General features: G+C 52.3%; 21 protein-coding genes. 11 read left to right on the forward strand and 10 right to left on the reverse strand.

The annotated features are described in order from the left end of the window. Nucleotides 1-23: 23 nt before the first annotated feature. On the forward strand, nucleotides 24-431 hold the full coding sequence (gene atpC / locus AGA_RS02710) for an ATP synthase F1 subunit epsilon (protein ID WP_059022921.1): 408 nt from the start codon (nucleotides 24-26) through the stop codon (nucleotides 429-431). A 61-nt stretch (nucleotides 432-492) separates the two neighbouring features. Here atpC and queF read toward each other — a convergent pair whose 3' ends face one another. After that, on the reverse strand, nucleotides 493-963 hold the full coding sequence (gene queF / locus AGA_RS02715) for a preQ(1) synthase (protein ID WP_059022922.1): 471 nt from the start codon (nucleotides 961-963) through the stop codon (nucleotides 493-495). Nucleotides 964-1,088: 125 nt separating this feature from the next. Between queF and rnd the strand changes: the two genes are divergently transcribed. Further along, the gene (rnd, locus tag AGA_RS02720) at nucleotides 1,089-2,291 is read left to right on the forward strand and encodes a ribonuclease D (protein WP_059022923.1); all 1,203 of its coding nucleotides are present in this window, start codon (nucleotides 1,089-1,091) and stop codon (nucleotides 2,289-2,291) included. Nucleotides 2,292-2,326: 35 nt separating this feature from the next. On the opposite strand, the gene AGA_RS02725 is transcribed toward rnd, so the two are convergent. Then, nucleotides 2,327-3,325, reverse strand: coding sequence for an adenosine kinase (locus tag AGA_RS02725; RefSeq protein WP_059022924.1), 999 nt, complete (start codon nucleotides 3,323-3,325; stop codon nucleotides 2,327-2,329). Nucleotides 3,326-3,540: 215 nt separating this feature from the next. Here AGA_RS02725 and AGA_RS02730 point away from each other — a divergent pair, with 215 nt between their 5' ends. Beyond that, on the forward strand, nucleotides 3,541-4,227 hold the full coding sequence (locus AGA_RS02730) for a bactofilin family protein (RefSeq protein WP_172793713.1): 687 nt from the start codon (nucleotides 3,541-3,543) through the stop codon (nucleotides 4,225-4,227). A gap of 68 nt (nucleotides 4,228-4,295) precedes the next feature. On the opposite strand, the gene AGA_RS02735 is transcribed toward AGA_RS02730, so the two are convergent. The 6 genes from AGA_RS02735 to AGA_RS02760 form a co-directional block, all read right to left on the reverse strand. Beyond that, nucleotides 4,296-4,913, reverse strand: a complete 618-nt coding sequence (locus AGA_RS02735) for a GcrA family cell cycle regulator (protein ID WP_059022926.1) — start codon at nucleotides 4,911-4,913, stop codon at nucleotides 4,296-4,298. A 242-nt stretch (nucleotides 4,914-5,155) separates the two neighbouring features. Continuing rightward, nucleotides 5,156-6,019 carry a carboxylating nicotinate-nucleotide diphosphorylase gene (gene nadC, locus AGA_RS02740; protein ID WP_059022927.1) on the reverse strand — a complete coding sequence of 288 codons (864 nt, stop codon included), beginning with the start codon at nucleotides 6,017-6,019 and terminating at the stop codon, nucleotides 5,156-5,158. A 24-nt stretch (nucleotides 6,020-6,043) separates the two neighbouring features. Beyond that, nucleotides 6,044-7,024: a quinolinate synthase NadA gene (gene nadA, locus AGA_RS02745; RefSeq protein ID WP_059022928.1), complete on the reverse strand. Its 981-nt coding sequence runs from the start codon at nucleotides 7,022-7,024 to the stop codon at nucleotides 6,044-6,046. A gap of 87 nt (nucleotides 7,025-7,111) precedes the next feature. Next, nucleotides 7,112-8,029, reverse strand: a complete 918-nt coding sequence (locus AGA_RS02750) for an NUDIX hydrolase (protein ID WP_059022929.1) — start codon at nucleotides 8,027-8,029, stop codon at nucleotides 7,112-7,114. A gap of 132 nt (nucleotides 8,030-8,161) precedes the next feature. Then, nucleotides 8,162-9,991: a putative bifunctional diguanylate cyclase/phosphodiesterase gene (locus AGA_RS02755; protein WP_231945923.1), complete on the reverse strand. Its 1,830-nt coding sequence runs from the start codon at nucleotides 9,989-9,991 to the stop codon at nucleotides 8,162-8,164. Then, nucleotides 9,910-10,362, reverse strand: a complete 453-nt coding sequence (locus AGA_RS02760) for a PAS domain S-box protein (RefSeq protein ID WP_059022930.1) — start codon at nucleotides 10,360-10,362, stop codon at nucleotides 9,910-9,912. The genes AGA_RS02755 and AGA_RS02760 overlap by 82 nt, the downstream gene beginning before the upstream one ends. Nucleotides 10,363-10,981: 619 nt before the next feature. On the opposite strand from AGA_RS02760, the gene AGA_RS02765 reads away from it, so the two are divergent. From AGA_RS02765 to AGA_RS02785, 5 genes are all read left to right on the forward strand, one after another. Then, nucleotides 10,982-11,308: a YnfA family protein gene (locus AGA_RS02765; RefSeq protein ID WP_059022931.1), complete on the forward strand. Its 327-nt coding sequence runs from the start codon at nucleotides 10,982-10,984 to the stop codon at nucleotides 11,306-11,308. Between the two features lie 83 nt (nucleotides 11,309-11,391). Beyond that, on the forward strand, nucleotides 11,392-12,045 hold the full coding sequence (tmpT, locus tag AGA_RS02770; protein WP_059022932.1) for a thiopurine S-methyltransferase: 654 nt from the start codon (nucleotides 11,392-11,394) through the stop codon (nucleotides 12,043-12,045). A gap of 620 nt (nucleotides 12,046-12,665) precedes the next feature. Then, entirely contained in the window at nucleotides 12,666-14,516 is a 1,851-nt protein-coding gene (locus AGA_RS02775) for a GAF domain-containing protein (RefSeq protein WP_231945926.1), read from the forward strand. A gap of 15 nt (nucleotides 14,517-14,531) precedes the next feature. Further along, nucleotides 14,532-15,068, forward strand: a complete 537-nt coding sequence (locus tag AGA_RS02780) for a GGDEF domain-containing protein (protein ID WP_059022934.1) — start codon at nucleotides 14,532-14,534, stop codon at nucleotides 15,066-15,068. Between the two features lie 171 nt (nucleotides 15,069-15,239). Then, a complete protein-coding gene (locus tag AGA_RS02785; RefSeq protein WP_231945930.1) occupies nucleotides 15,240-16,190 on the forward strand; it encodes a DMT family transporter in 951 nt (316 codons plus the stop codon). A 15-nt stretch (nucleotides 16,191-16,205) separates the two neighbouring features. Here AGA_RS02785 and AGA_RS02790 read toward each other — a convergent pair whose 3' ends face one another. After that, a complete protein-coding gene (locus AGA_RS02790) occupies nucleotides 16,206-16,943 on the reverse strand; it encodes a hypothetical protein (RefSeq protein ID WP_157065283.1) in 738 nt (245 codons plus the stop codon). A 411-nt stretch (nucleotides 16,944-17,354) separates the two neighbouring features. Here AGA_RS02790 and AGA_RS02795 point away from each other — a divergent pair, with 411 nt between their 5' ends. Next, nucleotides 17,355-17,561, forward strand: a complete 207-nt coding sequence (locus tag AGA_RS02795) for a cold-shock protein (RefSeq protein ID WP_059022936.1) — start codon at nucleotides 17,355-17,357, stop codon at nucleotides 17,559-17,561. 76 nt (nucleotides 17,562-17,637) lie between these two features. Here AGA_RS02795 and AGA_RS02800 read toward each other — a convergent pair whose 3' ends face one another. Further along, on the reverse strand, nucleotides 17,638-18,837 hold the full coding sequence (locus AGA_RS02800; RefSeq protein ID WP_059022937.1) for an MFS transporter: 1,200 nt from the start codon (nucleotides 18,835-18,837) through the stop codon (nucleotides 17,638-17,640). A 208-nt stretch (nucleotides 18,838-19,045) separates the two neighbouring features. Here AGA_RS02800 and AGA_RS02805 point away from each other — a divergent pair, with 208 nt between their 5' ends. Both AGA_RS02805 and AGA_RS02810 read left to right on the forward strand, forming a co-directional pair. Beyond that, the gene (locus AGA_RS02805; protein WP_059022938.1) at nucleotides 19,046-19,639 is read left to right on the forward strand and encodes a TetR/AcrR family transcriptional regulator; all 594 of its coding nucleotides are present in this window, start codon (nucleotides 19,046-19,048) and stop codon (nucleotides 19,637-19,639) included. A 425-nt stretch (nucleotides 19,640-20,064) separates the two neighbouring features. Then, complete coding sequence (locus tag AGA_RS02810) at nucleotides 20,065-21,456, forward strand: NAD-dependent succinate-semialdehyde dehydrogenase (RefSeq protein ID WP_059022939.1); 1,392 nt, start codon at nucleotides 20,065-20,067, stop codon at nucleotides 21,454-21,456. The last annotated feature ends 68 nt before the right edge of the window (nucleotides 21,457-21,524 follow it).

Consider the following 21,524-nt stretch of genomic DNA (forward strand, 5'->3'; position numbering starts at 1 on the left):
GGCTTCTGGAGGGAGCACCATTCATGCCAATCCAGATTGAGATAATCAGCCCTGAAAAGGTTCTGGTGTCGCGTGAGGTAGATATGGCCGTTCTTCCGGGCATGGAGGGCGATATTGCCGCCATGCCGGAACACTCGCCCATGATGCTTCTTCTGCGTGGTGGCGTTGTTGCCCTTTATGAAGGGGACAAGGTAACGGATCGCTATTTTGTGGGTGGCGGTTTTGCCGACATTACCCCCACGCGGTGTACGGTTCTGGCTGACAAGGCCGTGCCCGTTAGCGATATTTCCATTGATATGGCTACCGCTCAGCTGGAAGCCCTGTCTGAAGCATGGGATAAAGCGGATAAGACGGATACGTCTCGCCTTGTTGTTCTTCAGGATCAGATTCAGGCTGTGCGAGCAGAAATTGAAGCTGGCAGCGCCAACTGAATTTTTCAGGTATGTCGCATTAAAAAAGCCACCCATTGGGTGGCTTTTTTGTATCCGGCTGTTAGCCGCGCCCTTTGTAGGATGGTACATCCTGCGCTGGAATCCAGACGCCTGCTGGTGGTTCGCCTGTTTGCCAAAACACATCAATGGGAATGCCGCCTCGTGGGTACCAGTAAGCACCAATGCGCAGCCATACAGGGTTAAGCAGCTCTACCAATGTGTTGGCGATCTGCACGGAGCAGGCCTCATGAAAGGCACCATGGTTGCGAAAGCTGGTTAGGAACAGTTTGAGTGACTTGCTTTCCACAATCCACTGATCTGGCACATAATCTAGAACAATATGTGCAAAATCCGGCTGCCCCGTAATCGGGCATAGGGATGTAAATTCGGGCGCGGTAAAGCGCACCATATAGCGCTTGTCCGGGTATGGGGCCGGTACACGTTCCAGCACGGCTTCTTCCGGGCTGCTGGGGGGCGCAATCTGGCGGCCAAGCTGGGTAAGGGCGTGGCTGCCGTCATCCGGTCTGTTCATGGGGTCTCTCCAGATGGGTCATGGTTGTATCCGGTGTCCGGCTTGTTGGTGTGTTCGTCAAGTTTCACGTGTGACTTTATGGGTTCAGTCTGTCTCTTTCGGGTGTGCTAGTGTATGGAGAAAACATGGCCAAATTACCTTCTCCCGTTTTCCCCCAGCCACGGCTTGTGTCTTCCACGCAGGAACTGGCAGAAGCTCTTAAACCGTTTCATGCCGAACGCTTTGTTACGGTTGATACGGAATTCATGCGTGAGCGCACATACTGGCCGGAATTGTGTCTGGTGCAGGTTGGCAGCGCACAGGACGTGGTGCTGATTGATGCATTGGCAGACGGGATTGATCTGGCCCCTCTGGCCGCGCTGATGGCTGACCAGTCTGTGCTGAAGGTTTTTCATGCCGCCAGGCAGGATCTGGAAATTTTTCTGCATGAATTCGACGCTCTGCCCACACCAGTGTTTGATACACAGGTTGCGGCCATGGTGGCGGGTTTTGGTGATCAGGTTGGATATGACAGTCTGGTTGGTGCTCTGACCGGGCATATGATTGATAAGAGCCATCGTTTTACGGACTGGTCCGTTCGTCCGCTTTCTGATGCCCAGCTGAATTATGCGGCGGGAGATGTGACGTGGTTGCGGCTGGTTTACGAAAAACTGGTGCACAAGCTGGAGCAGGACAAACGCTTGAGCTGGGTTGCGGCTGAAATGGCGGAACTGGAAGACCCGGCGACCTTCCGTCCTGACCCCGAAAAACAGTGGGAGCGTCTTAAAGCGCGTACGGGTAACCGCCGTATGCTGGGGGTTTTGCGTGCTGTTGCCGCTTTGCGTGAGCGGGAAGCGCAGCGTGTTAATGTGCCTCGGCAGCGCTTGCTGAAGGATGAGAGCCTGCTGGAAATAGCGGCAACAACACCTGCGACAGTCGATGCGTTGGCCCGTGTGCGTGGGGTGTCGCGTGGGTTGGCGGAAGGCCGGACGGGTCTCGCGTTGCTGGAAGCCGTCAAGCAGGCTCAGGCCCTGCCGGATTCGGAGTTGCCGCGTCCTGCGCGTGGCAAGAGCAAGGACAGCGCCCGTCCTCCTGCCTCTTTGGTGGCGTTGTTAAAAGTGCTCCTGACGGCCTGTTGCGAGGAGCATGACGTGGCGCCACGTCTGGTTGCGTCCATGGATGAGCTGGAAGCTCTGGCGCTGGACCCGGCTCAGGCACGCACATTATTGTCGGGCTGGCGGAGCCAAGTGTTTGGAGACGCAGCACAGGCCCTGTGCGAAGGCAAGGTGGCCTTGCGGGTTAAAGGTGGCCGGGTAGTCACAGTGCCTAGTGAAGGTGTGGCTCCGTAAGGAGCGCACACCCACACGCGGTTAAACGGTGTGAATTAGAAGCCCATTTCTTCCCATAGGTTGGAAAGCGGGCGAGCACCGTAGTGAGAGATAATCTCGGACGCAGCGACCGAGGCCAGACGTCCACATTCTGGCAGGCTGCGGCCCGATGTCAGACCTGCCAGAAAACCGGCGGCATAAGCATCACCAGCGCCTGTTGTATCCACAACTTGTGTGGGTACGGGGGCAACTGTTGTGAGCTGACCGTCATGCACCACAACGCTGCCTAGCCCCGAGCGGGTCAGGGCTGCAAATGTGGTGTCTTCCAGCGTGTGACGGGCGGCTGTGTCAAAGTTTTCTGTTTCGTAGAGCGCGCAGATCTCGTCTTCATTGGCGAACAGAATATCGACATGGTTTTTAACCAGATCGAGGAACGCATCGCGGTGGCGGCCAACGCAGAACGGGTCGGAGAGGGAAAGCGCAACCTGCCGTCCGTTCTGGTGGGCGAGGGCGGCAGCCCGGCGGAATGCTTCCTGCGCATGGGGTGGGTCGAACAGGTAACCTTCCAGATAGATGATGCTGGAGGAGGCAATCATGTCCGGCAGTACGTCATCAGGGGTAAAGCAGGTGCAGGCTCCCAGATAGGTTGCCATGGTGCGCTGACCATCCGGGGTAACCATAACCACGCAACGTGCCGTGGGCAGGTTGTCAAACACTTGTGTGTTCAGCGGGGCGGATGGGAACTGCACCCCGTTGTCACGCAGGTCCTGTGTGAACTTCAGACCCGCATCATCGCGGGAGACCTTGCCAAGATATGCAACACGCGCACCAAACTGGGCGGCAACAACGCAGGTATTGGCGGCGGAACCACCGCCAACAACGTGTTCTGGCGCCAGCGCGGCTTCCAGCGCGTTGGCGCGGTCAACGTCGATCAGTGTCATGCTGCCGGGGGTTAGCCCCTGCTGTTGCAGAAAGGTGGTTTCCGTGCGGGCGAGAATATCGGTGATGGCGTTACCAATACCGAGAATATCGTATTGTGTGTCCTGACCGGTCATGGCGGTAAAATTTTTTCCTGAAAAAATGGTCTGTGTGGTTGTTTGGCTAGCGCGCTGCCACAAAAAGGGCAACAGTGAGGCGTAAGCAACTTGCGCTGCTTACCAGATGGCCCCCTGCATGAGAATGACTGGAGGAGGCCGGGCTGGTGCTTGTGGTGGCTTGTTAATGTGGACCGCTGCCTGGATGCAGGCAGCCAGAAAGGCGGGGGATTTTCTTGTTCAAAAGACGTAAGCCTGAAGATAGTCAGCCAAAGACTCAGGTACCCTCTACCGTTCAGCAGGGTTCTGCGCGTCCGGCAGGGGCATTTGGTTCTGTTCTTTCTTCCAACGCGGGTTCTCAGGGGAACTCTGCTGCTGGAGTTCCCGCATCGCATTCTGATAATTTAAAGGAAACGTCACCTATGGGTCGTTCACCTCTTCCTTCCGGTTCCTCCTTACCCGCTGGTGGGGGTATTCCGCCCATGCCGGGTGCAGCAGCTCGTGGGCTGCCGACGCAGATGCAGCCCAAAAAGGACGGGCCGGAACAGCGGACTCTGGTTGTTGGCCGGGGCATTAGCGTGCAGGGCACGGTGCAGGATGCGGAACGCCTTGTCGTAGAAGGCACGGTTGAATCCAGCATGATTACAGCCAAGGAGCTGGTTGTTATGCCGGGTGGCCTGTTCCGCGGTGGTGTGGAAGTGGAAAATGCAGAAATTGCTGGCACGGTGGACGGCTCGTTGACCGCCCGCGGTAGCCTGACCGTGCGGGGGAGTGGCCGCCTGCTGGGTAAGGCCGCCTGCCATCGCCTGAAGGTAGAAGACGGCGGCCAGATTACCGGTCAGCTGGAAATGCTGGCTGAAGGGAGTGCTGGCTCCAAAACGGCAGACAGTGCTGCTGAACCGGCCAAAGCTCTGGAAGGCTGAGAGATCAGTCTGCCTGTTAACCTGATGGTGGCTTGGCTGCCATCAGGTTAACAGGATGGGTCCTGTTGTCAGGATACGCTATCGCGCCGGTCACGCAGGCGCACGTAAGCGATTTGCGCGTGTTCTTCGCAATATGGCTTGCCCGGAATGGGCGTTGCACCACAAAAATGAAAACCCGGCGTGCCAGGGTCGCCAATAGGCCAGCAGCAAGATGGGCCACGGCGCTTTTTGGGTTCCGGGTCCGAGATGCTGCGCAGGAGCGTTTTGGGTTTGGCGCTGGTGCGTACAACGGGTGCGGCTTTTTCTTTCCGCGTCGTTTTGTCGTCACTGGCGGTTGGCGTTGTGGGGGCAATGGCTGCCGCCACAGGCTGCGCAACAACCGGGGCCGGTGTGGCTGCGGCAGGAGCCGGTGTGGGTTGTGCAGCAGACGTGGTTGCTACGCTGGCGCGTGGCGTTGGCGCTTCTGGCGCAGGCGTTGCTGCGGTCTGTTCGGTTTTGTCCGCCGCTGTTTTGGGTTTGCTCCCATTACGGCGAATGGGAGAGGGGCGAGGAGGTAGGCCAAGCCTATGTGCCTTGCCGACCACTGCATTCTTGGTAATGGAAAGCCGCCTGCCGATTTCCGCCGTTGAAAGACCTTCCGCCCATAGGTCCTTAAGCTGGGCGATTATTTCTTCGGACCACTCCATTAACAGGCACCTTTGAGCATTGCATGGCGGGCTGGCAAAATACCAGTGCTTCTACTGGCCCCATATTAGGAGGATGGCTCTTTTATCTCAAGCAGAAAGCCCGAAGCCGGGATGTTCTGCGGTATGTTCATGTCTGCACGGAACGGTTTGCAAGGGCCTGCTGCCGTGCAGGATCTGTCTTGAGAGGTGGGATGCTGGGCAGGCAGAGTGGAGGACGGATATAAAATTGCCAGCAGAACAGATTAGTCGGGCACAATATCCAGTCCGATATCAAGCGCTTGCACACTATGGGTCAACCACCCCAGCGAGAGGACATCCACCCCGGTCTGGGCAATAGGGCGCGCGGTTTTAAGCGTAATACCGCCAGAGGCTTCGGCCAGTGCGCGGCCATTGATCATGCGTACGGCCTGCTCAAGGTGTGGCAGGGTCATGTTGTCCAGCAGATAAACATCGGCCACGGCGCAGGTGAGCGCCTCTTCCAGTTGCTCTAATGTATCCACTTCCAGCTCTATTTTCATCAGGTGGCCAGCATACTGGCGGGCCGAGAGCAGGGTTTTTTTGATGTCACCCCCACAAAGAGCAATATGGTTGTCCTTGATAAGAATGGCGTCGTCCAGTCTTAGCCGGTGGCTGCTGCCGCCACCGGCCCGCACGGCGTATTTTTGCAGGCACCGCAAGCCCGGTAGGGTTTTGCGGGTGCAGGCAATACGCGCTTTGGTTCCGGCAACAGTCTGAACAATCTGGTGTGTGTGGGTGGCAATGCCGCTTAGGTGGGAAAGCAGGTTAAGTGCTGTCCGCTCCCCTGCCAGCAGGGCTGTAGCGCTGCCTTCCACGGTTGCCAGCACGTCACCTTGCACAATATGGGCACCATCTTGTTTGACCATGCTGAACCGAACAGCCGGGTCCAGTATGGCAAAGGCCTGCCTTGCTCCCTCCAGCCCACAAAGAACGCCGTCCTGACGGGTGCGGAAAACGGCATGTAACTGTTGTCCCGGTTGTGCCAGCGCCTGCGTGGTAACATCTCCCCCAATACCCAGATCTTCCATAAGTGCCGCGCGCACAATGGGCTCCCACAACAGGGGCGGGAGGTAAAGGTTGGTGTTCATGGCGTGGCTCCGGTGAGTGTGAGGTCAGATTGCCAGCATCCGCTCAACCGCCATACGGGCGGGCTGTTGCAAATGTGCTGGTATGGTCACTTCTGTTTGCATGGTTTCCAACGCCTGACGGATGTTGGACAGGGTAATCCTCTTCATGTGCGGGCATAGGTTGCATGGGCGCACAAACTGCGTGTGCGGGTACTGTGCCGCCAGATTATCGCTCATGGAACATTCGGTAACCAGAAGCACTTTCTGTGGGTTTTTCTGGTCAATGAATTCAATCATCTGTGCGGTCGAGCCAGCGTGGTCGGCTTCATCCAGCACGTCTGGTGGGCATTCGGGGTGAGCAATAACGGTCAGGCCGGGATGAATGCGGCGGTACTGTTTGATCTGCTGGGGTGTAAACTGCTCATGCACCTCGCAATGGGCAGGCCATGTTAGCATCTCTATGCCGGTTTCTGCCTCTATATTCCGGGCAAGCAATTCATCAGGGATCATAATAACGCGCGGTACACCCAAGCTTTCTACAACACGGCGCGCATTGCCGGATGTGCAGCAGATGTCGCTCTCAGCCTTAACGTCAGCCGTGCTGTTGACGTAAGTTACCACGGGGACGCCGGGATAGCGTTTTTTGAGTGTGCGCACATTATCTGCTGTAATGCCTTCGGCCAGAGAGCAGCCTGCCGTAGCGTCGGGGATGAGAACAGTTTTTTCCGGGTTCAGCAGTTTTGCTGTTTCAGCCATAAAATGCACACCGGCCATAACCATGGTGGAGGCATCAACCGTTTGTGCGGCACGGGCCAGAGCCAGGCTGTCTCCTCGGATGTCTGCTACGCAATGGAAGATTTCTGGCGTTTGGTAGTTATGCGCCAGAATAACAGCATTCTTTTCCTGCTTCAGGCGTTGAATGGCCTCAATGTCCGCCGCAAAATTGGCTTCCCACTGGTCCCGTAGCATAATGTGGGCAACAGGGTGGTAAAGTTGGTCCCTGCTGGCCATGAGTGATGCAGACATGGTCCTGCTCCGTTTTCCCGTGCTATATATGCTCTTGTTGAGTATATATAGCGTATAAGAATTACAAGAGTGTCGCCAGACACTTTTTCAGGAGATGGCCGGTAATGGGAGTTTGGCGCCTGCCAGATAGCAGTTTTCGGCTGTTGTGGGGGCGAACCGATAAAGCTGTGCCGGACGCCCCTGTGTTGGCGAGTCATATTCCGCTGTACGGCTGACCAGTTTTTGTTGCTGGACGAGTCGTCTAAAGTTCTGTTTGTGCATGGGGCACCCTGCCAGCGCTTCCATGGCCTGTTGGAGCTGGAGGAGGGTAAACTGGGGGGGTAACAGGTCGAACACTGCTGGCGTGTAACGGATTTTGGCCCGCATACGGGAGAGGGCCGTGGCCAGAATACGCCTGAAGTCACGATACATGCTCAGGCCCGGCAAAAGTGTGCCATTTTCCCATGTGGCTTCGGGGACCAACCCGGCCTCCCACAGCAACTCATAACGGGGGAGGGAGAGTTCGTCGTTCCAATGGTGGCCTTCAAGCCCGAACATTGTGGCACATCGCTGCCAGCGTTGTGCATCCCCCTGTGCCCATAGTCTTAATCGGTCCGCAATGGTGTGCAGGAGGGGAGTGGAGGCGGGGTTTCGTCTATCTTCCCATGGGAAGTAATCGTAAATGGAGCGCTCGGCCAGATTGTGGTCGCAGTTCTGGCGAATGAAGGCCATGTAGGAGATGCGCACCTTTTGGTGGCCCTGCCCGTGGAGAGATTCCGCAAAGGTATAAAGCTGCTCGGTATGGCCAAGTTTAAGCCCGGTCTGACGTTCGACCCAGTTGCGCATACCCTTTTGCAGTGAGCGATGCTCCACCGTGAGCGGACCAGCAGGAAAAGACTGACCATGATCCAGTGTCAGAATATGTGGCGCATTATGGTTTATGCTCACAAGAACGGCCACGAGCTCCGTCTCGCACAGCACGGGTTGGGCAGTGGCTGGGGGCGTGGTTTCCGAATGGCGGGTCATATCTGGCAAGGTGCGTGAACGTTCTTTGGTCTTAAGTCAGGTCAAATAATTGAGGGCTCCACCAGAATAACCGTTTTTGTCTGTTTATGGCAAAGGGGGAGCGCTTTTCCTGTTCTGCAAGGCGTTGTTAGGTCAGGCATGGTGGCAGGCCCGTCTGGCAGGGAACGTGTTCAGCCATACAGGAATATCCTGTGGAGGAAGGGGTTTGCTATAAAAATAGCCTTGCAGAATATCACAGCCTAGTTCTTGCAGTTTTTTGACCTGATCTTCACGCTCTACACCTTCGGTGACGACCTTGATGCCGAGCCGCTTGCCAATGTTAATGGCCGCCTCTGCGACTACGAGCGAGCTGACATTGTTTTCAAAATCTTCAATAAAACTGCGGTCAATCTTAATTTCTGTCAAAGGGAGCTGAGCTAGTCTGGAGAGAGAAGAAAAGCCAGTGCCAAAATCATCCATGGACAAGCCAACACCAATATTGCGGATGGCTGTAAGGTTGGCGGCTGTTTCAGGGTCCTGACGCATGGCCACACTTTCAGTCACTTCTATTGTCAGGCGGTGTGGTTTCAGATTGTATTTTTTGAGCGTGGCCGAAATACGTTCAGGAAGCTCAATGCTGCAAAAATGAACAGCGGACATGTTTACGCTCACAACGGGAACATAAACATTATTTTGTTCCCATTCTATCAGTTGTTGGCATGATTTTTCTAAAGACCATAAGCCTATGGCTTCAATTTGCCCGGTTTCCTCCGCAATGGGGATAAAAGAAGACGGGGGAATAAAACCAAGGGTTGGGTGCTGCCAGCGGCTGAGTGCCTCCACCCCATACAGGGTGCCAGTCAACGCGCATATCTGAGGTTGATAGACGAGGAATAATTGCATTTTCTGCAGAGCGTCCCGCAATGCGGAACCAATAATCAGGCGCTCGCGCACGTTGCTGTTGCCGCTTTTTCCAAAAAACCGAAAGCTGCCTCGCGCCTGTTTTTTGGCCTGCCGCATTGCGATTTCCGCAGCACCCAGAACTTCTTCTATTTCTGTCCCATTTGTTGGATAAAAGCTAATGCCTATACTGAGCGAGGCCACTAGATCACGCCCTTGGACTTCAATGGGTTTGCGCGTTAAGCAGCTTAGTTCATGAGCCAATTTACAGGCTTTTTTCCGGTCAGCATCTGGTAGGACAACGACAAAGTCATCGCCACCCAGCCGTGCAACTATATATTGCCCGCGGCAGTAGGAGGCAATGCGGTGAGCGGTTGTTTGCAGTAGGGTATCACCACAATGATAACCCATAACGTTATTAACGTCCTGCAAGAGGTCAATATCGAGCACCAGAACGGCAAAGGGGATGTGTTCTTCCTGTGTTGCCATCTGCTTAAGGCGAGATGTGAGCGTTGTTCTGTTAAAAAGACCAGTGAGAGAATCAACTTTATGGAACTGATTTATTTTATTACGTGTTTTTTCATGTTCTATAATAGATGCGCAGGATGGAACGCACCCGGAAACAATTTTTTGAGGCCAATCAGTAATTTTTTCCTTGTTGCGTGAGAAAAGGACAAAAATTCCGATTAGATCACCGGAGGCATTGCAAACAGCGGATGCCCAGCAGGTATGTAAATCGGTATTTTGCTCGTGATCCTGTGTCAAAGACCAGATAAGAGCACTCGCATGGTGTGGGGTGTTGCGGAGATCTTCTATTTCGGAAGGGGTGAGTGTTAAAGCGTTGAGTTTGCTGGCTTTGCCAACGGGGAGGCACTTTCCTGAAAGGATGGAAAGATCACCGTGAATGGAAACCTGTAGAAGTGTGGCAATGCTGTTGGGCACCAGTTGCTCGGCTTTGGCGCAGAGCATATCGGCCACGTCCTGTGTGGTCGTATGGTCAGTCAGCGATGCCAGAACCTGACTTTGGATTTCCATAAGTGTGCGACGATGCACTTCTTCCGTAACGCCTTTAACAAAGGCCATATAATAACGTTTTTTTCTTTTCCTATCAGTGCCGTGGAAATAGAAAGCTCGGCAGCAACATAATCTCCATTGCTCCGCATGAAGGTGATTTCGCGCGATGTGTTGACCAGCCGGTTAATGCCGGTCTGGCGATGGCGTGTAATGTAATGGCTATGGCGTTTACGATGTTCCTGCGGAACCAATTGATCCACACTTGTGCCCAGCACCTTAGTGGCTGGGTAACCCCATAAATGTTCTGCCGCAGCGTTAAAAAAAACAATTTTGTTTTTGTCATCAATAATAATGACACCGTCTGCCGCTTGCTCAAGCATGGTGGCATAAAAAAGATCGGTATTATGTGGCGATACAGGAGGGGAGGAAAACTCTGGCATGGGCTCAATCTTTAAATATTAAGGTTGGGCCAGAGGGGCCTGTTATGGGGGATGTTGTGTTGGAAAAAGAAAAGAAGGCAGGTAAGTTGGGTTTTGTTATGTAAAATAAAACAGAAGACCGTGAGAAAATTGGATATAATGTATAAGAACAATTTAAAAGTATGTTAGTTATAGAATAACTCATGCTACATACTTCTCCTGATATTGCATGTCTTCTGTTTTTATTATTTCATCACGTTGTAAAAAATGTCCATAAGATTTTGAAGGAAATGCTTTTGCAGCAATGCCGTATCGTAACATTCTATAGTGATTTTCTCACTTCCTTAATCACATTGGCGTTACAAATGATGGGTTTCTGTATTTAAAAACACAATTAAAATACAATTGCGCTTATGTATTTTAAAATATGAATTTTATTCATTTGTATCGCATTAAATTGTAAATTTTATTTTTTAATAACTGGTCTTGTTGTTGAGAAAAAGTGTTCATGCTCTCCTTGTCTGCTCGCTGCATGTTTAAGGCAGTTTTTGCAGAAAAAGGGAGGGAATAGGCTGACGTGTGAACTCAATACCGTTTAGGATATGCGGCATAATCAATCGGGCGTTGGCAGTAAGAGATAATGAAGACAGTTTTGCTTTTTTTAGCCGCAGCAATAGCTGAAATTGGCGGGTGTTTTGCATTTTGGGGATGGTTGCGTCTGGGTAAAACGCCTTTGTGGCTTCTCCCGGGGTGTTGCTCGCTGCTGCTGTTTGCTTATCTGTTAACATTAATCGACACATCCGTTGCCGGACGTGCTTATGCGGCTTATGGCGGTATTTATATTGCAGTTGCTGTGTTGTGGCTGTGGCTTGCAGAAGGTGCACAGCCAGATCGTTGGGATCTGATTGGTGCAGCTCTGTGCCTGTTAGGCACGGCGGTTATCTTGCTTGCTCCTCATCCACAATAGAATCAAACCGTTATTAAAAATTCTACATGACGCGTAGGGTTGTGACTTGCGTAAAGCAGTAAGGAATGGGGTTGGGTTAAGCAATGGATGCAGAGTTTTGGCTGGCAAAGTGGGACCGAAACGAGATCGGGTTCCATGCGCAGCATCCGCATGATGGGTTGGTACAGTATTTTCCCACGGTATGTGTCCCGCCGGGCTGTCATGTCTTTGTTCCATTGTGCGGAAAAACACTTGATATTCATTGGTTGGTTAAAAAAGGTTACACGGTTAGTGGTGTCGAACTCAGCCGTCGGGCTGTTGAGCAACTGTTTGATGAGCTGGAAATTCAGCCGGTCATCTCATCCTTGACGACCGATGTAACGGTGTTTGAGGGGGATGGGTTAAGGATTTTTGTCGCAGATATTTTTGCTCTCACCCCCTCTATGCTGGGTCAGGTTGACGCCGTTTATGACCGGGCCGCTTTAGTCGCTTTGCCAGCCGCGTCGCGGGCAGAGTATGCACAGCTCCTTGTGGGCTTGAGCCAGTGTGCCACACAGTTTCTGATTTGTGTTGAATATGATCAAATCAAACTATCTGGGCCACCGTTTGCCGTTATGGAATCCGATGTGGAACACTATTATGCAAGGTACTATTCAATCAAAAGTATCAGCCGTTATCCGGTCGCCAATGGCATTAAAGGAAAAGTGCCTGGCTATGAACATATCTGGCTTTTAAAGCCCTCAGAGGTCAGGAGTTGATGGCCCCGTAATGAATTTGAATTTTAATTCAGGGAACTCTTGCTTGAGATAAACTTTTTATCGTTAGAGTGGGTGTAGAATACGGGGGCATATTTTAAAAAATGGATTGGAATAAAATCCTATAGTATTATGCATAATATGACTTTTTTAAAATCAGGTAAGTGATTCTGCGAATGAATGCACGTTTATCTTTCTCTTTTCGGTATACGTTCAGGACTATACAAAAGCGAATAAGAGTTGTGATGAACTATGTGCTGCCTGTGGTGGTTGTGCTCATATGTGGAGCGGCAGTTGAGTTCAACGAATACCAACATGCGATTGCCGATGTCCACGAGTCCGCCCGGAGAGACAGTCAGACTTACGCTAACCTGATAATGGGGCGTCTGGATACGCGGTTTACAGAGCTTGATATGGCTCTGGCGGCCTTGCACGGACCAGATGATAACTCACCTGTCCTATCGCCTCAGGTGGAATTGTCACTTCGTCATTATTTACTTTCTCGACCATCATATTCCACATTCAGTGTTCTTGGCGCGGATGGTGAAAGTATTCAATGGTCCACTTCCGCGCAGAAAAAAATACTGGCGGAACCTTTAAAAAACTTTTCTTCTGTTCTCAAAATGCCTCATCATCTTCTGGGGCCCATTCACTATTCCGAAAACTTGAGGGCCGTCGTGCTGCCTATGCGCGTGCGGGAAATGGTAGACGGTAAAAGTGGGTATTTTTTAGGGTCTCCTTATCGTCTGAATCGTTTTCTGGATGAACAGGAATTGCCGCCTGATGTGCGGAAGTGGGACTTTGCGGTAATAGATACGCGCAGTGGGCAGTCCCTGCCCCATCAGGCCGCGGTTCAGTCTTTATCTCGCGCTGAGCCGGATATGGCCGTGCAGGTTCCTGTGGTCGGTTATCCGTTTGTGGTGCAGACGCAGCTTTCTTCGGATCGGGCGTGGCAGAGTTACGTCCAGACGGCTCCTGCACGTTGGAGTGCAGAGGCTCTTATTCTAGCATTGTTGGTTATAGCTGGGGAGTTTCTCATTCGCCGTCGGGATCGGGAGCAAATGGTGCATCTGCGTCGTTTGACCGACTTTAACATGTTTATGGCGCAGGCGAGCCAGTGCGCCAGTCAGGCTGATGATGAAGCACGGCTTTTGCAAGAAATTTGCGATATGGCCATACAGTATGCACACTTTAAAATAGCGCTGATTACCCGACCGGATGAGGCGCAACGCTTCCAGATTCTGGCCATAAGTGGAGCACGGGCATATCTGGATAACGTGGTTATTTCAGCCAGAGCGGATGTGCCCGAGGGGCGAGGCACCATTGGGCAGGTATGGCGGACAGGGGAGCCTATTTTCAACGCGTCATTTTTGCATAATGCAACACTTGCCCCATGGAAGGACCGGGCCGTGCAACTCGGCCTGCGTTCCAACACGGCCCTGCCAATTTACAAGGATGGAAAAGTCTGGGCTGTCTTGAGTGTTTATCACGAGAAAGCTGATATTTTTGATGACCAGCTTCAGATCCTGCTTAGAGAAGTGTGCATCAATATCTCCATGGGGCTGGATAGAATTTATAACCAGCAGCTAAGAACAGCGTTACTGGATAATTCTGTTGTTGGGATTCTTCTTGTAAAAGACAGGGTTATTCAGATGACAAACTCCTATGCGACCCGGATGCTGGGGATGGAATCTGATGCATTAATCGGAAAATCAACCGAAATTCTTTTTGCAAGTTACGCCGAGTTCGAACGTATTGCCCAATGTTACACACAACTTAGGCAACACCATAAGGTACAGGTGCCCGGTGTGCATCTGGCCCGCGCGGATGGACAGATTCTGATAGCTGATTGCTCAGGCGTTCAGTTGTCTGATCTGCATAACGATATTTCTGTCTGGACGTTGGAGGATGTCACAAGCCGTGATCTGTCCAGGCGCCTTTACCATGCACTGGTGAATGCAGCCGATGCTGTTCTGCTGGCCACAGATGACTCTGAGATGTGTCGTCGCACCTGTTTAGACCTTGTGCGAGACACGCTGTTTCATGCCGTCTGGATTGGTCGTGTGAATGACGTAGGGCAGTTGGAAGTTCTAGCCCGTGCCGGTGAGGGAACAGCAGGCATAGAGCGGATTAACGGTTGTCTGGAGCAATGTTGCGGAGAGGTTCCTCTGCTGGTTGTTATCCGGGCATGGATGAGGAAAAATCTCGTTTACAGTAACGATGAGTTCACGGAGCAGGCCAGTAGTCCATGCCTTAACTTTATCCAGAGCAACAACTGGCGTGCAGTTCTGTCCACGCCGATCTGGAGGGGGAACCGTGTCTGGGCGCTTATTACGTTTGCGGCACCCCATGCACAGGTTTTTGATGAAAATAGTATTGCCCTCTGTAAGCGGGTCGCCAGCCTTCTGGGGCATGCGCTGGACAAACTGGATGCCAAGCAGCGTATTGAATGTATGCAGGAACAGGAAGCGTAGCGCGCCCGGCATGATGTGCTGACCGGCCTGCATAATCGTCTGGCATTGTCGGAATTTCTCCCGCTGGCACTGGCGCGTGGCCAACGGAATGGCACCGCTGTGGCGATTGGGATGATTGACCTCGATGGCTTCAAACAGGTGAACGACACATATGGGCATGAGGCGGGAGACAGGTTGTTGCAGCAACTTGGCCAGAAGTTGTCCGCTTTGTTGCGAAAAACGGATTATGTCGCCCGGCTTGGCGGGGATGAGTTTGTTGTAGTGCTGGAAGGGCTGGAAGTCGCTCAGGCTACCACTCAGGTGGAGGTTGTTCTGAAGACCTTGCACACAGTGGTTGAAAGCCCATTCTTGGTTAACGAGCAAGCATTGGCCATGGTCGGTATGACGGTGGGTGTGTCCCTGTATCCTCATGATGGCATGGATGTTGGAACGTTGTTAAAACGTGCTGACATGGCGATGTATCATGCCAAGCAGAATAAGAAGACGCGTGAAAAATGGTGGTTTTTTGCAAGTCAGCTTGAAGATGGGACGTCTGACTCCCATGTGTCGTAGGGGGAAGGGAGTGTTTCCCTTTTCGGTCAAGGTGTTCAGTCTGGTTTATTGAAAAATCTGATACCTGAAATACAGAGCGGAAGATTACGTTTTACTTTGTCGTGATCTGTCCTTATTGCTACCCAATGTAATTCTGTGCGCAGAATTTTTCTAACAGATATAGCGGCTTCAATGGACACCAAGACTCTTTTTTCCGGCATGGCGTTAGCTTTTGGAGCTTATGCGTCTTTCTCTATAAGTGACGCGTTTTCCAAGTTGCTGGCGGGCCAGCTCGACCCATTTGAAGTTGCTTTTTCGGGTGGGCTTTTTGGTTTTCTCATTCTGCCGTTTATGCGTCGGCCCGATGAGTCGTATCTGGATATTGTCAGGCCGCAGCAAAAGGGCATGTGGCTTTTGCGCGCTGGGTGTGTTTTTGCCGCGACTGCCGCCAGCGTGGAAGCCTTTATGCTGCTGCCCATGCCAGAAGCATTTTCTCTTATGTTTCTGATGCCCCTGTTCGTCACAATTCTCTCTGTCGTCCTGTTGAAAGAGAAAGTGACATTCTGGGCATGGCTGGCTGTTGTTCTTGGGTTTGTTGGAGTCCTTATTGTTCTGCGTCCGGGGTTTAGGGCGCTGCATTGGGGGCATTTGTGTGCGCTTATCGCGGCTTTTGCCAATGCGGGGAGTGTGATTGCGTACCGGCTGGCGGACAAGGAGCGTGTTCGTCTATCCCTCTTCGGTTCAAGCTTGATTGGTCCGCTTGTTGGGAATGGTATTCTCATGGGGCTACATGCACAGTGGCCCCCCAGCCTGACGGCGTGGATCTACCTGTTTGGGTACGGTTTTCTGGCGGCGCTGGGGCAGTTGATGATGATGATGGCAACAGCCCGTGCGCCAGCCAACCGTGTTGCCCTACCGCAATATAGCCAGATGGTGTGGGGCGTTGCGCTCAGCTATCTTGTGTTCCGTCAACCGCTGGATAGCTGGACGTTTGTCGGCATTATTGTGCTGATGTCTTCGGGCATACTGAACTGGGTGCGGCAGAGAATCCGATACGAGCGGATGGCCATGAAGGAGCGCCTTGCACGCCGTAAGGCACGCAAGGCCAGCAAGGCGGGTAAAGCCAGTCAACCGGTTGGTTGAGGCCGTAACTCTGGTTTAGTTCTCTATAATTTTTGAACCAAAAATAGCGGATTGTAAGATAAGCGTCATGGCTGTGCGGACATCCATGACGTTGAACATTTTGCTGAATAGGATGCCCGCAGCCACGTTCATGGCTGAACTCCATAAGTGTTTGGGGAGCGGGTCATATGCTGCCTGCTTGTCTGGGTAATCCTGTAGGAAAATAGGTTCCACATAAGCCCACATGGCTTCCCGAAGGCTCTCGGTCGCTATGAGTGGACGAAAGGAAGGAGCGACATCGGGAACCCCTTCTTCCGCAGTGCCCAACCGACTGGCGACAGATGCAAACTGAGTGTTCAAATCCGGGAAGTCCTGCGGGGAGCAGTTTTTCTGTATGGCGACCCCGCTCAGGCAGGGCCAGAGTCCAAAGTTATGGACGGTTGGATCGCCCTGTAACAGAAACTGGTTCAGTTGCTCACCAAACAGGAATGTTTGCCCCCCGGTAAGGGTATGGGCCATCATATCCTGCTCTGGGCGCAGTCCGGTTTTAATGAGTGAGAACAGGCTTGTCTGGGCGGCAAACCCGCAAACGCTGCCTAGCGCGACAAACAGTGTTGGTGTGTGAACCCGTCGGTTGTCATCCTGCAAAGGACGCGGGAAATTGTGAACGATTTCTGCAGTGACACGATTGAGTAAAGCTGCCTCGGGAAAATCTTTCCAGACAACACCGTTTGAACCCGTAGGCTGGTTATCTAGGACGGGAGAGTCGGACATGGGAAAGACCTTGGAATTTTTGTAATGGGCAGACCGTTCCATACCGTGAACAGGGCATAGCATCCAGCCTGAGCGCCTGATTCTGTAGAAATATGGAGGTGTTGCGTGGAAAGGAGGGAGTAAGATAAAAATCCATAAAAAGATGATATGAAAAAATGAAACCAAATAATTTATAAATTAATATAACTTTATAATATCAATACTATGGGCGTATGGACTTACTTTTTAAAATAAAATTCGCAAAATTATAAAAATAATAGCTTGTGTTTTTTTTGGCATCATGCGTAAATACAAAAAGTGGATGCTCTTATCAGGGTGGCTGATGCGCGTTGTGTCGGCATTGTCCTGTTGGAAGTTACGATTGCGCACGTGTTCTGTGCGCGACCACTACGTTAAAAAAGGAGCCTAGTTATGACAACAGGCACCGTAAAATGGTTTAATTCGACCAAGGGTTTCGGTTTTATCCAGCCTGAGGATGGCTCGCAGGACGTGTTTGTTCACATTACTGCTCTCGAACGTGCAGGTATGGCTTCGCTCAGCGAAGGGCAGCAGATTTCTTACGAAATCGAAGCTGGCCGTAACGGCAAAAAGTCTGCTGTCAATCTCAAGGCAGCCTAAGACCAGACTGGCAGAAATGCTGTCTGAAGCCGCCTTTCGGGGCGGCTTTTTTTATGCCTGCAACGCAGGTAATGCCTCAGCTTTGGTGAGGACTGCGCTTTAACCGGTAACTGATGGCCGCCCCCGCAAGGCAACAGGCTGCACTTGTCAGGAACATGGCCGAATAGCCAGAAAACTCGATAATGGGGCCGAGAGTAACGCCCGATCCGGCAATGGCCAGGTCCAGAAAAATGGAATAGGCGCTTAATGCCGCCCCGCGATTATATGGCCCCGCCTTGTTAACGGCCAGAACGCCCAGTGCAGGGAATAGGAGCGAAAAGCCGGCTCCCGTTAAGGCTGCTCCCAGCAACGCATTATAATGAGTGGGGAAAAGGCCAATAATGGTTAGCCCCACGGCTTCGACCAGCAAAGAAACGATGGCAACAAAGACGCCGCCGCGTCGTTTGATCTGTCCTGCAAAGAAAAAGCGGATGCAAACAAACACAATGCCAAAAACGGCCAGAGCGGTCGCCGCTCCTGCCCAATGGTGTGCCGCATAATAAAGAGCCAGAAAAGACGAAATGGCGGCAAACCCGATGGAGCCAGCCGCCAGAGCAGAGCCATGCCATAAAACCAGATGCAGAGCCTTGCGGAAGGGAATCGGGTTTTCTGTTGACTGATGAGGCTGTGCCCCTTGGTAAAATCCGATAAGCGCTAGACCAAATACCGGCAGAAAAGCGGATAGGGCACCTACGGCTACCAGTCCACCATAAGGCGGAGGCAGCAGGGCTAAGGTCGCGCCAATAGGTGCGCCCAGTGCAATGCCCCCGTAAGAGCAGATTCCGTTCCACGAAATGGCAAGGGCTGTGTTTTCGGCTCCCGCGCGGTGGATGTTCCATATAATAACACCCGTTGCGGTCCAGCTTTCTGCCCATCCCAAAAATAGCCGACTGATTAAGAGGATGCCCAGCGAGGCAGACGGTAGATTATGCAGTGCCCCCGCCCAACCGATGAGTAATCCGGAGCATATGCAGGCCAGTAGGCCGCCAATAACCACGGGTTTGGGGCCAATTTTATCCACCAGTCGCCCGGCGGAAGAGCGTGTTGCAAACGTGGCCGCGTATTGCAAGGCAAAGGTCAGCCCGGCAAGAGTTGTACTGTAACCAAGCGTCGTGTGCACAAAAATTGTCAGAACGGCATTGGGCATGCCGATAACAATATAGACCAGCAGATTGAACAGGACGACGGAGAGAACCTTCCTGAGTGGGGAGGCTGCAGATGCTTGTGCTGTGACCATTCTGTGATTTGATCAGATTTCAGCCAATTTGCACAGCAAGGAAGCCGGGAGGCAGCACTGTTGTTGGTCCAGTTTTTATGAAGGGGAAGGCCGTGTTTTTACACGGGTGAGGTGTAGGATACTGTTTTGCATAGGACTTTAAAAGAATTTATAGACCGTTCGGTCTATTTGTATTGACTGTTTTTAGTAGATCCTCTATCAAATCTCTATGAGTGTTGTAGAAAAGCATAATGCTGCCAGAAGGCGTATTGTAGAAGCTGCGCGTTCTATTGTTGGAGAACGTGGGTTTTCTGCTGTAGGTATTTCCCAGATATTGGAAGTGGCCAGCATTCCCAAGGGATCATTCTACCATTATTTTGATTCCAAGGAAGCTTTTGGTGAAGAGCTTTTGCGCATCTACATGGATGATTATCTACAAAAAATGGATACTTTGTTTTCAGCAGAAGTGGGGAATGCCGCGGACCAACTGTTCGCATATTTTCGCTTCTGGCAGGAAACCCACGTGGATGGAAAAACAGGCGACAAATGCCTGATTGTTAAACTGGCGGCTGAGGTGTCTGACCTGTCAGAGCGGATGCGCCGGATTTTGGATACTGGTACCGCCAAAGCCATAGACCGTATTGCCCGTACTATTGCGGAGGGGCAGCAGGAAGGCTCTGTGCAGAGCGGGATGAATGCGCAGGCTCTGGCTGGTGCTTTGTACCAGTTGTGGCTGGGGGCAACCCTGATGGTCAAGATTACCCACAGGTCGCAACCCTTTGAAAAAACATGGCAGGCGTCCGAGCGGCTGCTTCTTCCCTGATTAGGGCGGGGCAGGTCTGCGTTAAACAGGACTGTCCCCGTCTTTTTTTGAATCCCACGAAATTACAGGCATTTACAGCGCATTTGCACCGCGTGCAGAGCGGATATGAGACGATCGGTCTATTTATTGCGTTGACCGTATCTATATCCAAACATATATAGACAACATGGGCAGCACGGAAAAATCAGGCCGTTGCATAAGGCGTTGCAGGTCTTGTTTTTGCGTGTGGAGCCATGGTCGAGCACTCACTCTGCCAGTTGCGGGCAAACGTTGTGGCAGCCACATGCGGCACTGCGTTTGCTCATATTGGAGTTGACCGGTCTATTCATTATTCCTCCCGAATCCTTGTTCAGTCAGGAAGCGGGAAGCGGGGCAGGCTTCTTACACGGTCTGTTCTGGCTACCTTTAACACTTGTGAGGTAAAAATGGCCTACGCGACAACAAACCCTTATACGGGTGAAGTTCTTGCCACTTTCCCCGATGCAACGGATGCAGAAGTCCAGACCGCATTGACGGAAGCCCATGCGGCTTATGAAAGCTGGCGCGAAACATCCTTCGCGGAGCGTGCACGCATTATGAATGCTGCGGCAGCTATTCTGCGCCGCGATGTGGACAAGTATGCCAAGCTTGGCACCATCGAAATGGGCAAGCTGTTTGAAGAATCCAAAAAAGAAGTCATTCTTTCTGCGGAAATTTTTGAATATTACGCAAAGTATGCGGAAGAACTGCTTAAGCCTGAAGCGCTGCCAGTTGCAGATCCGTCAGAAGGCAAGGCAGTTCTGGTGCATGAGCCCCTGGGCATTGTGCTGGCCATTGAGCCGTGGAACTTCCCCTTCTATCAGGTCGTCCGCATTATTGCGCCTCAGCTTTCTGCCGGTAACGCTGTGCTGCTCAAACATGCTTCCAATCTGCCGCAGTGTGCTGCCGCCTGCCAGAGCCTGATGGAAGAAGCCGGTCTGCCCAAAGGCCTTTTCCGCAACCTGTATGCTGCTCGCCCGCACACAGCCATGATCCTGAACGACCCGCGTGTTTGCGGTGTGGCTCTGACCGGGTCTGAAGGTGCTGGGGTTATTATTGCTGGCACGGCTGGTAAGGCGCTGAAAAAAGCCACCATGGAACTGGGTGGGGCAGATGCCTTTATCGTGCTGGATGATGCCGATGTAGAAAAAGCAGTTAAGTGGGCTGTTCTGGGCCGTCACTGGAATGCTGGTCAGGTTTGCGTATCTGCCAAGCGTCTGATTGTGGCTGACGCAATTTATGACCGCTTCCTGGAACTGTACAAAAAGGGTGTTGCCGAACTGAAGGCTGGCGACCCGATGGACCCGTCCACCACGCTTGCTCCTCTTTCGTCTCAGGGTGCCAAGGACGATCTGCATGACCAGGTCACGCGGGCCATCAAACACGGCGCCAAGGTGGAAGTTATTGGTGCGCCTGTGCCGGGTAAAGGGGCCTTCTTCCAGCCGCTGCTGATGACCGGTCTGGATGAAAACAACGAAGCCCGTCATTGGGAATTCTTTGGTCCTGTCACACAGCTTTACCGTGCGAAGGACGAAGACGATGCCGTGCGTATCGCTAACGATTCGCCCTATGGTCTGGGTGGTTCTGTCTTTACGCGTGATGAAGCACGTGGTGCACGCGTTGCAGCACGCATCCGCACGGGCATGGTGTTCATCAACCATCCGCTGGTGCCAAAAGCTGACCTGCCGTTTGGTGGTATTGCGCGCTCCGGTTATGGGCGTGAACTGATTGGGCTTGGGATCAAGGAATTTGTGAACCACAAGCTGATCAATACGGTTGATATTGACGCACCGTTCTAAAAGGCGGAATCCGGCGGGAGGAAACTTCCGCCGGAACTTTAAAAACTGACTATCTATACTTGATGCTT

It is taken from the genome of Acetobacter ghanensis (genome assembly GCF_001499675.1).
Lineage (GTDB): Bacteria > Pseudomonadota > Alphaproteobacteria > Acetobacterales > Acetobacteraceae > Acetobacter > Acetobacter ghanensis.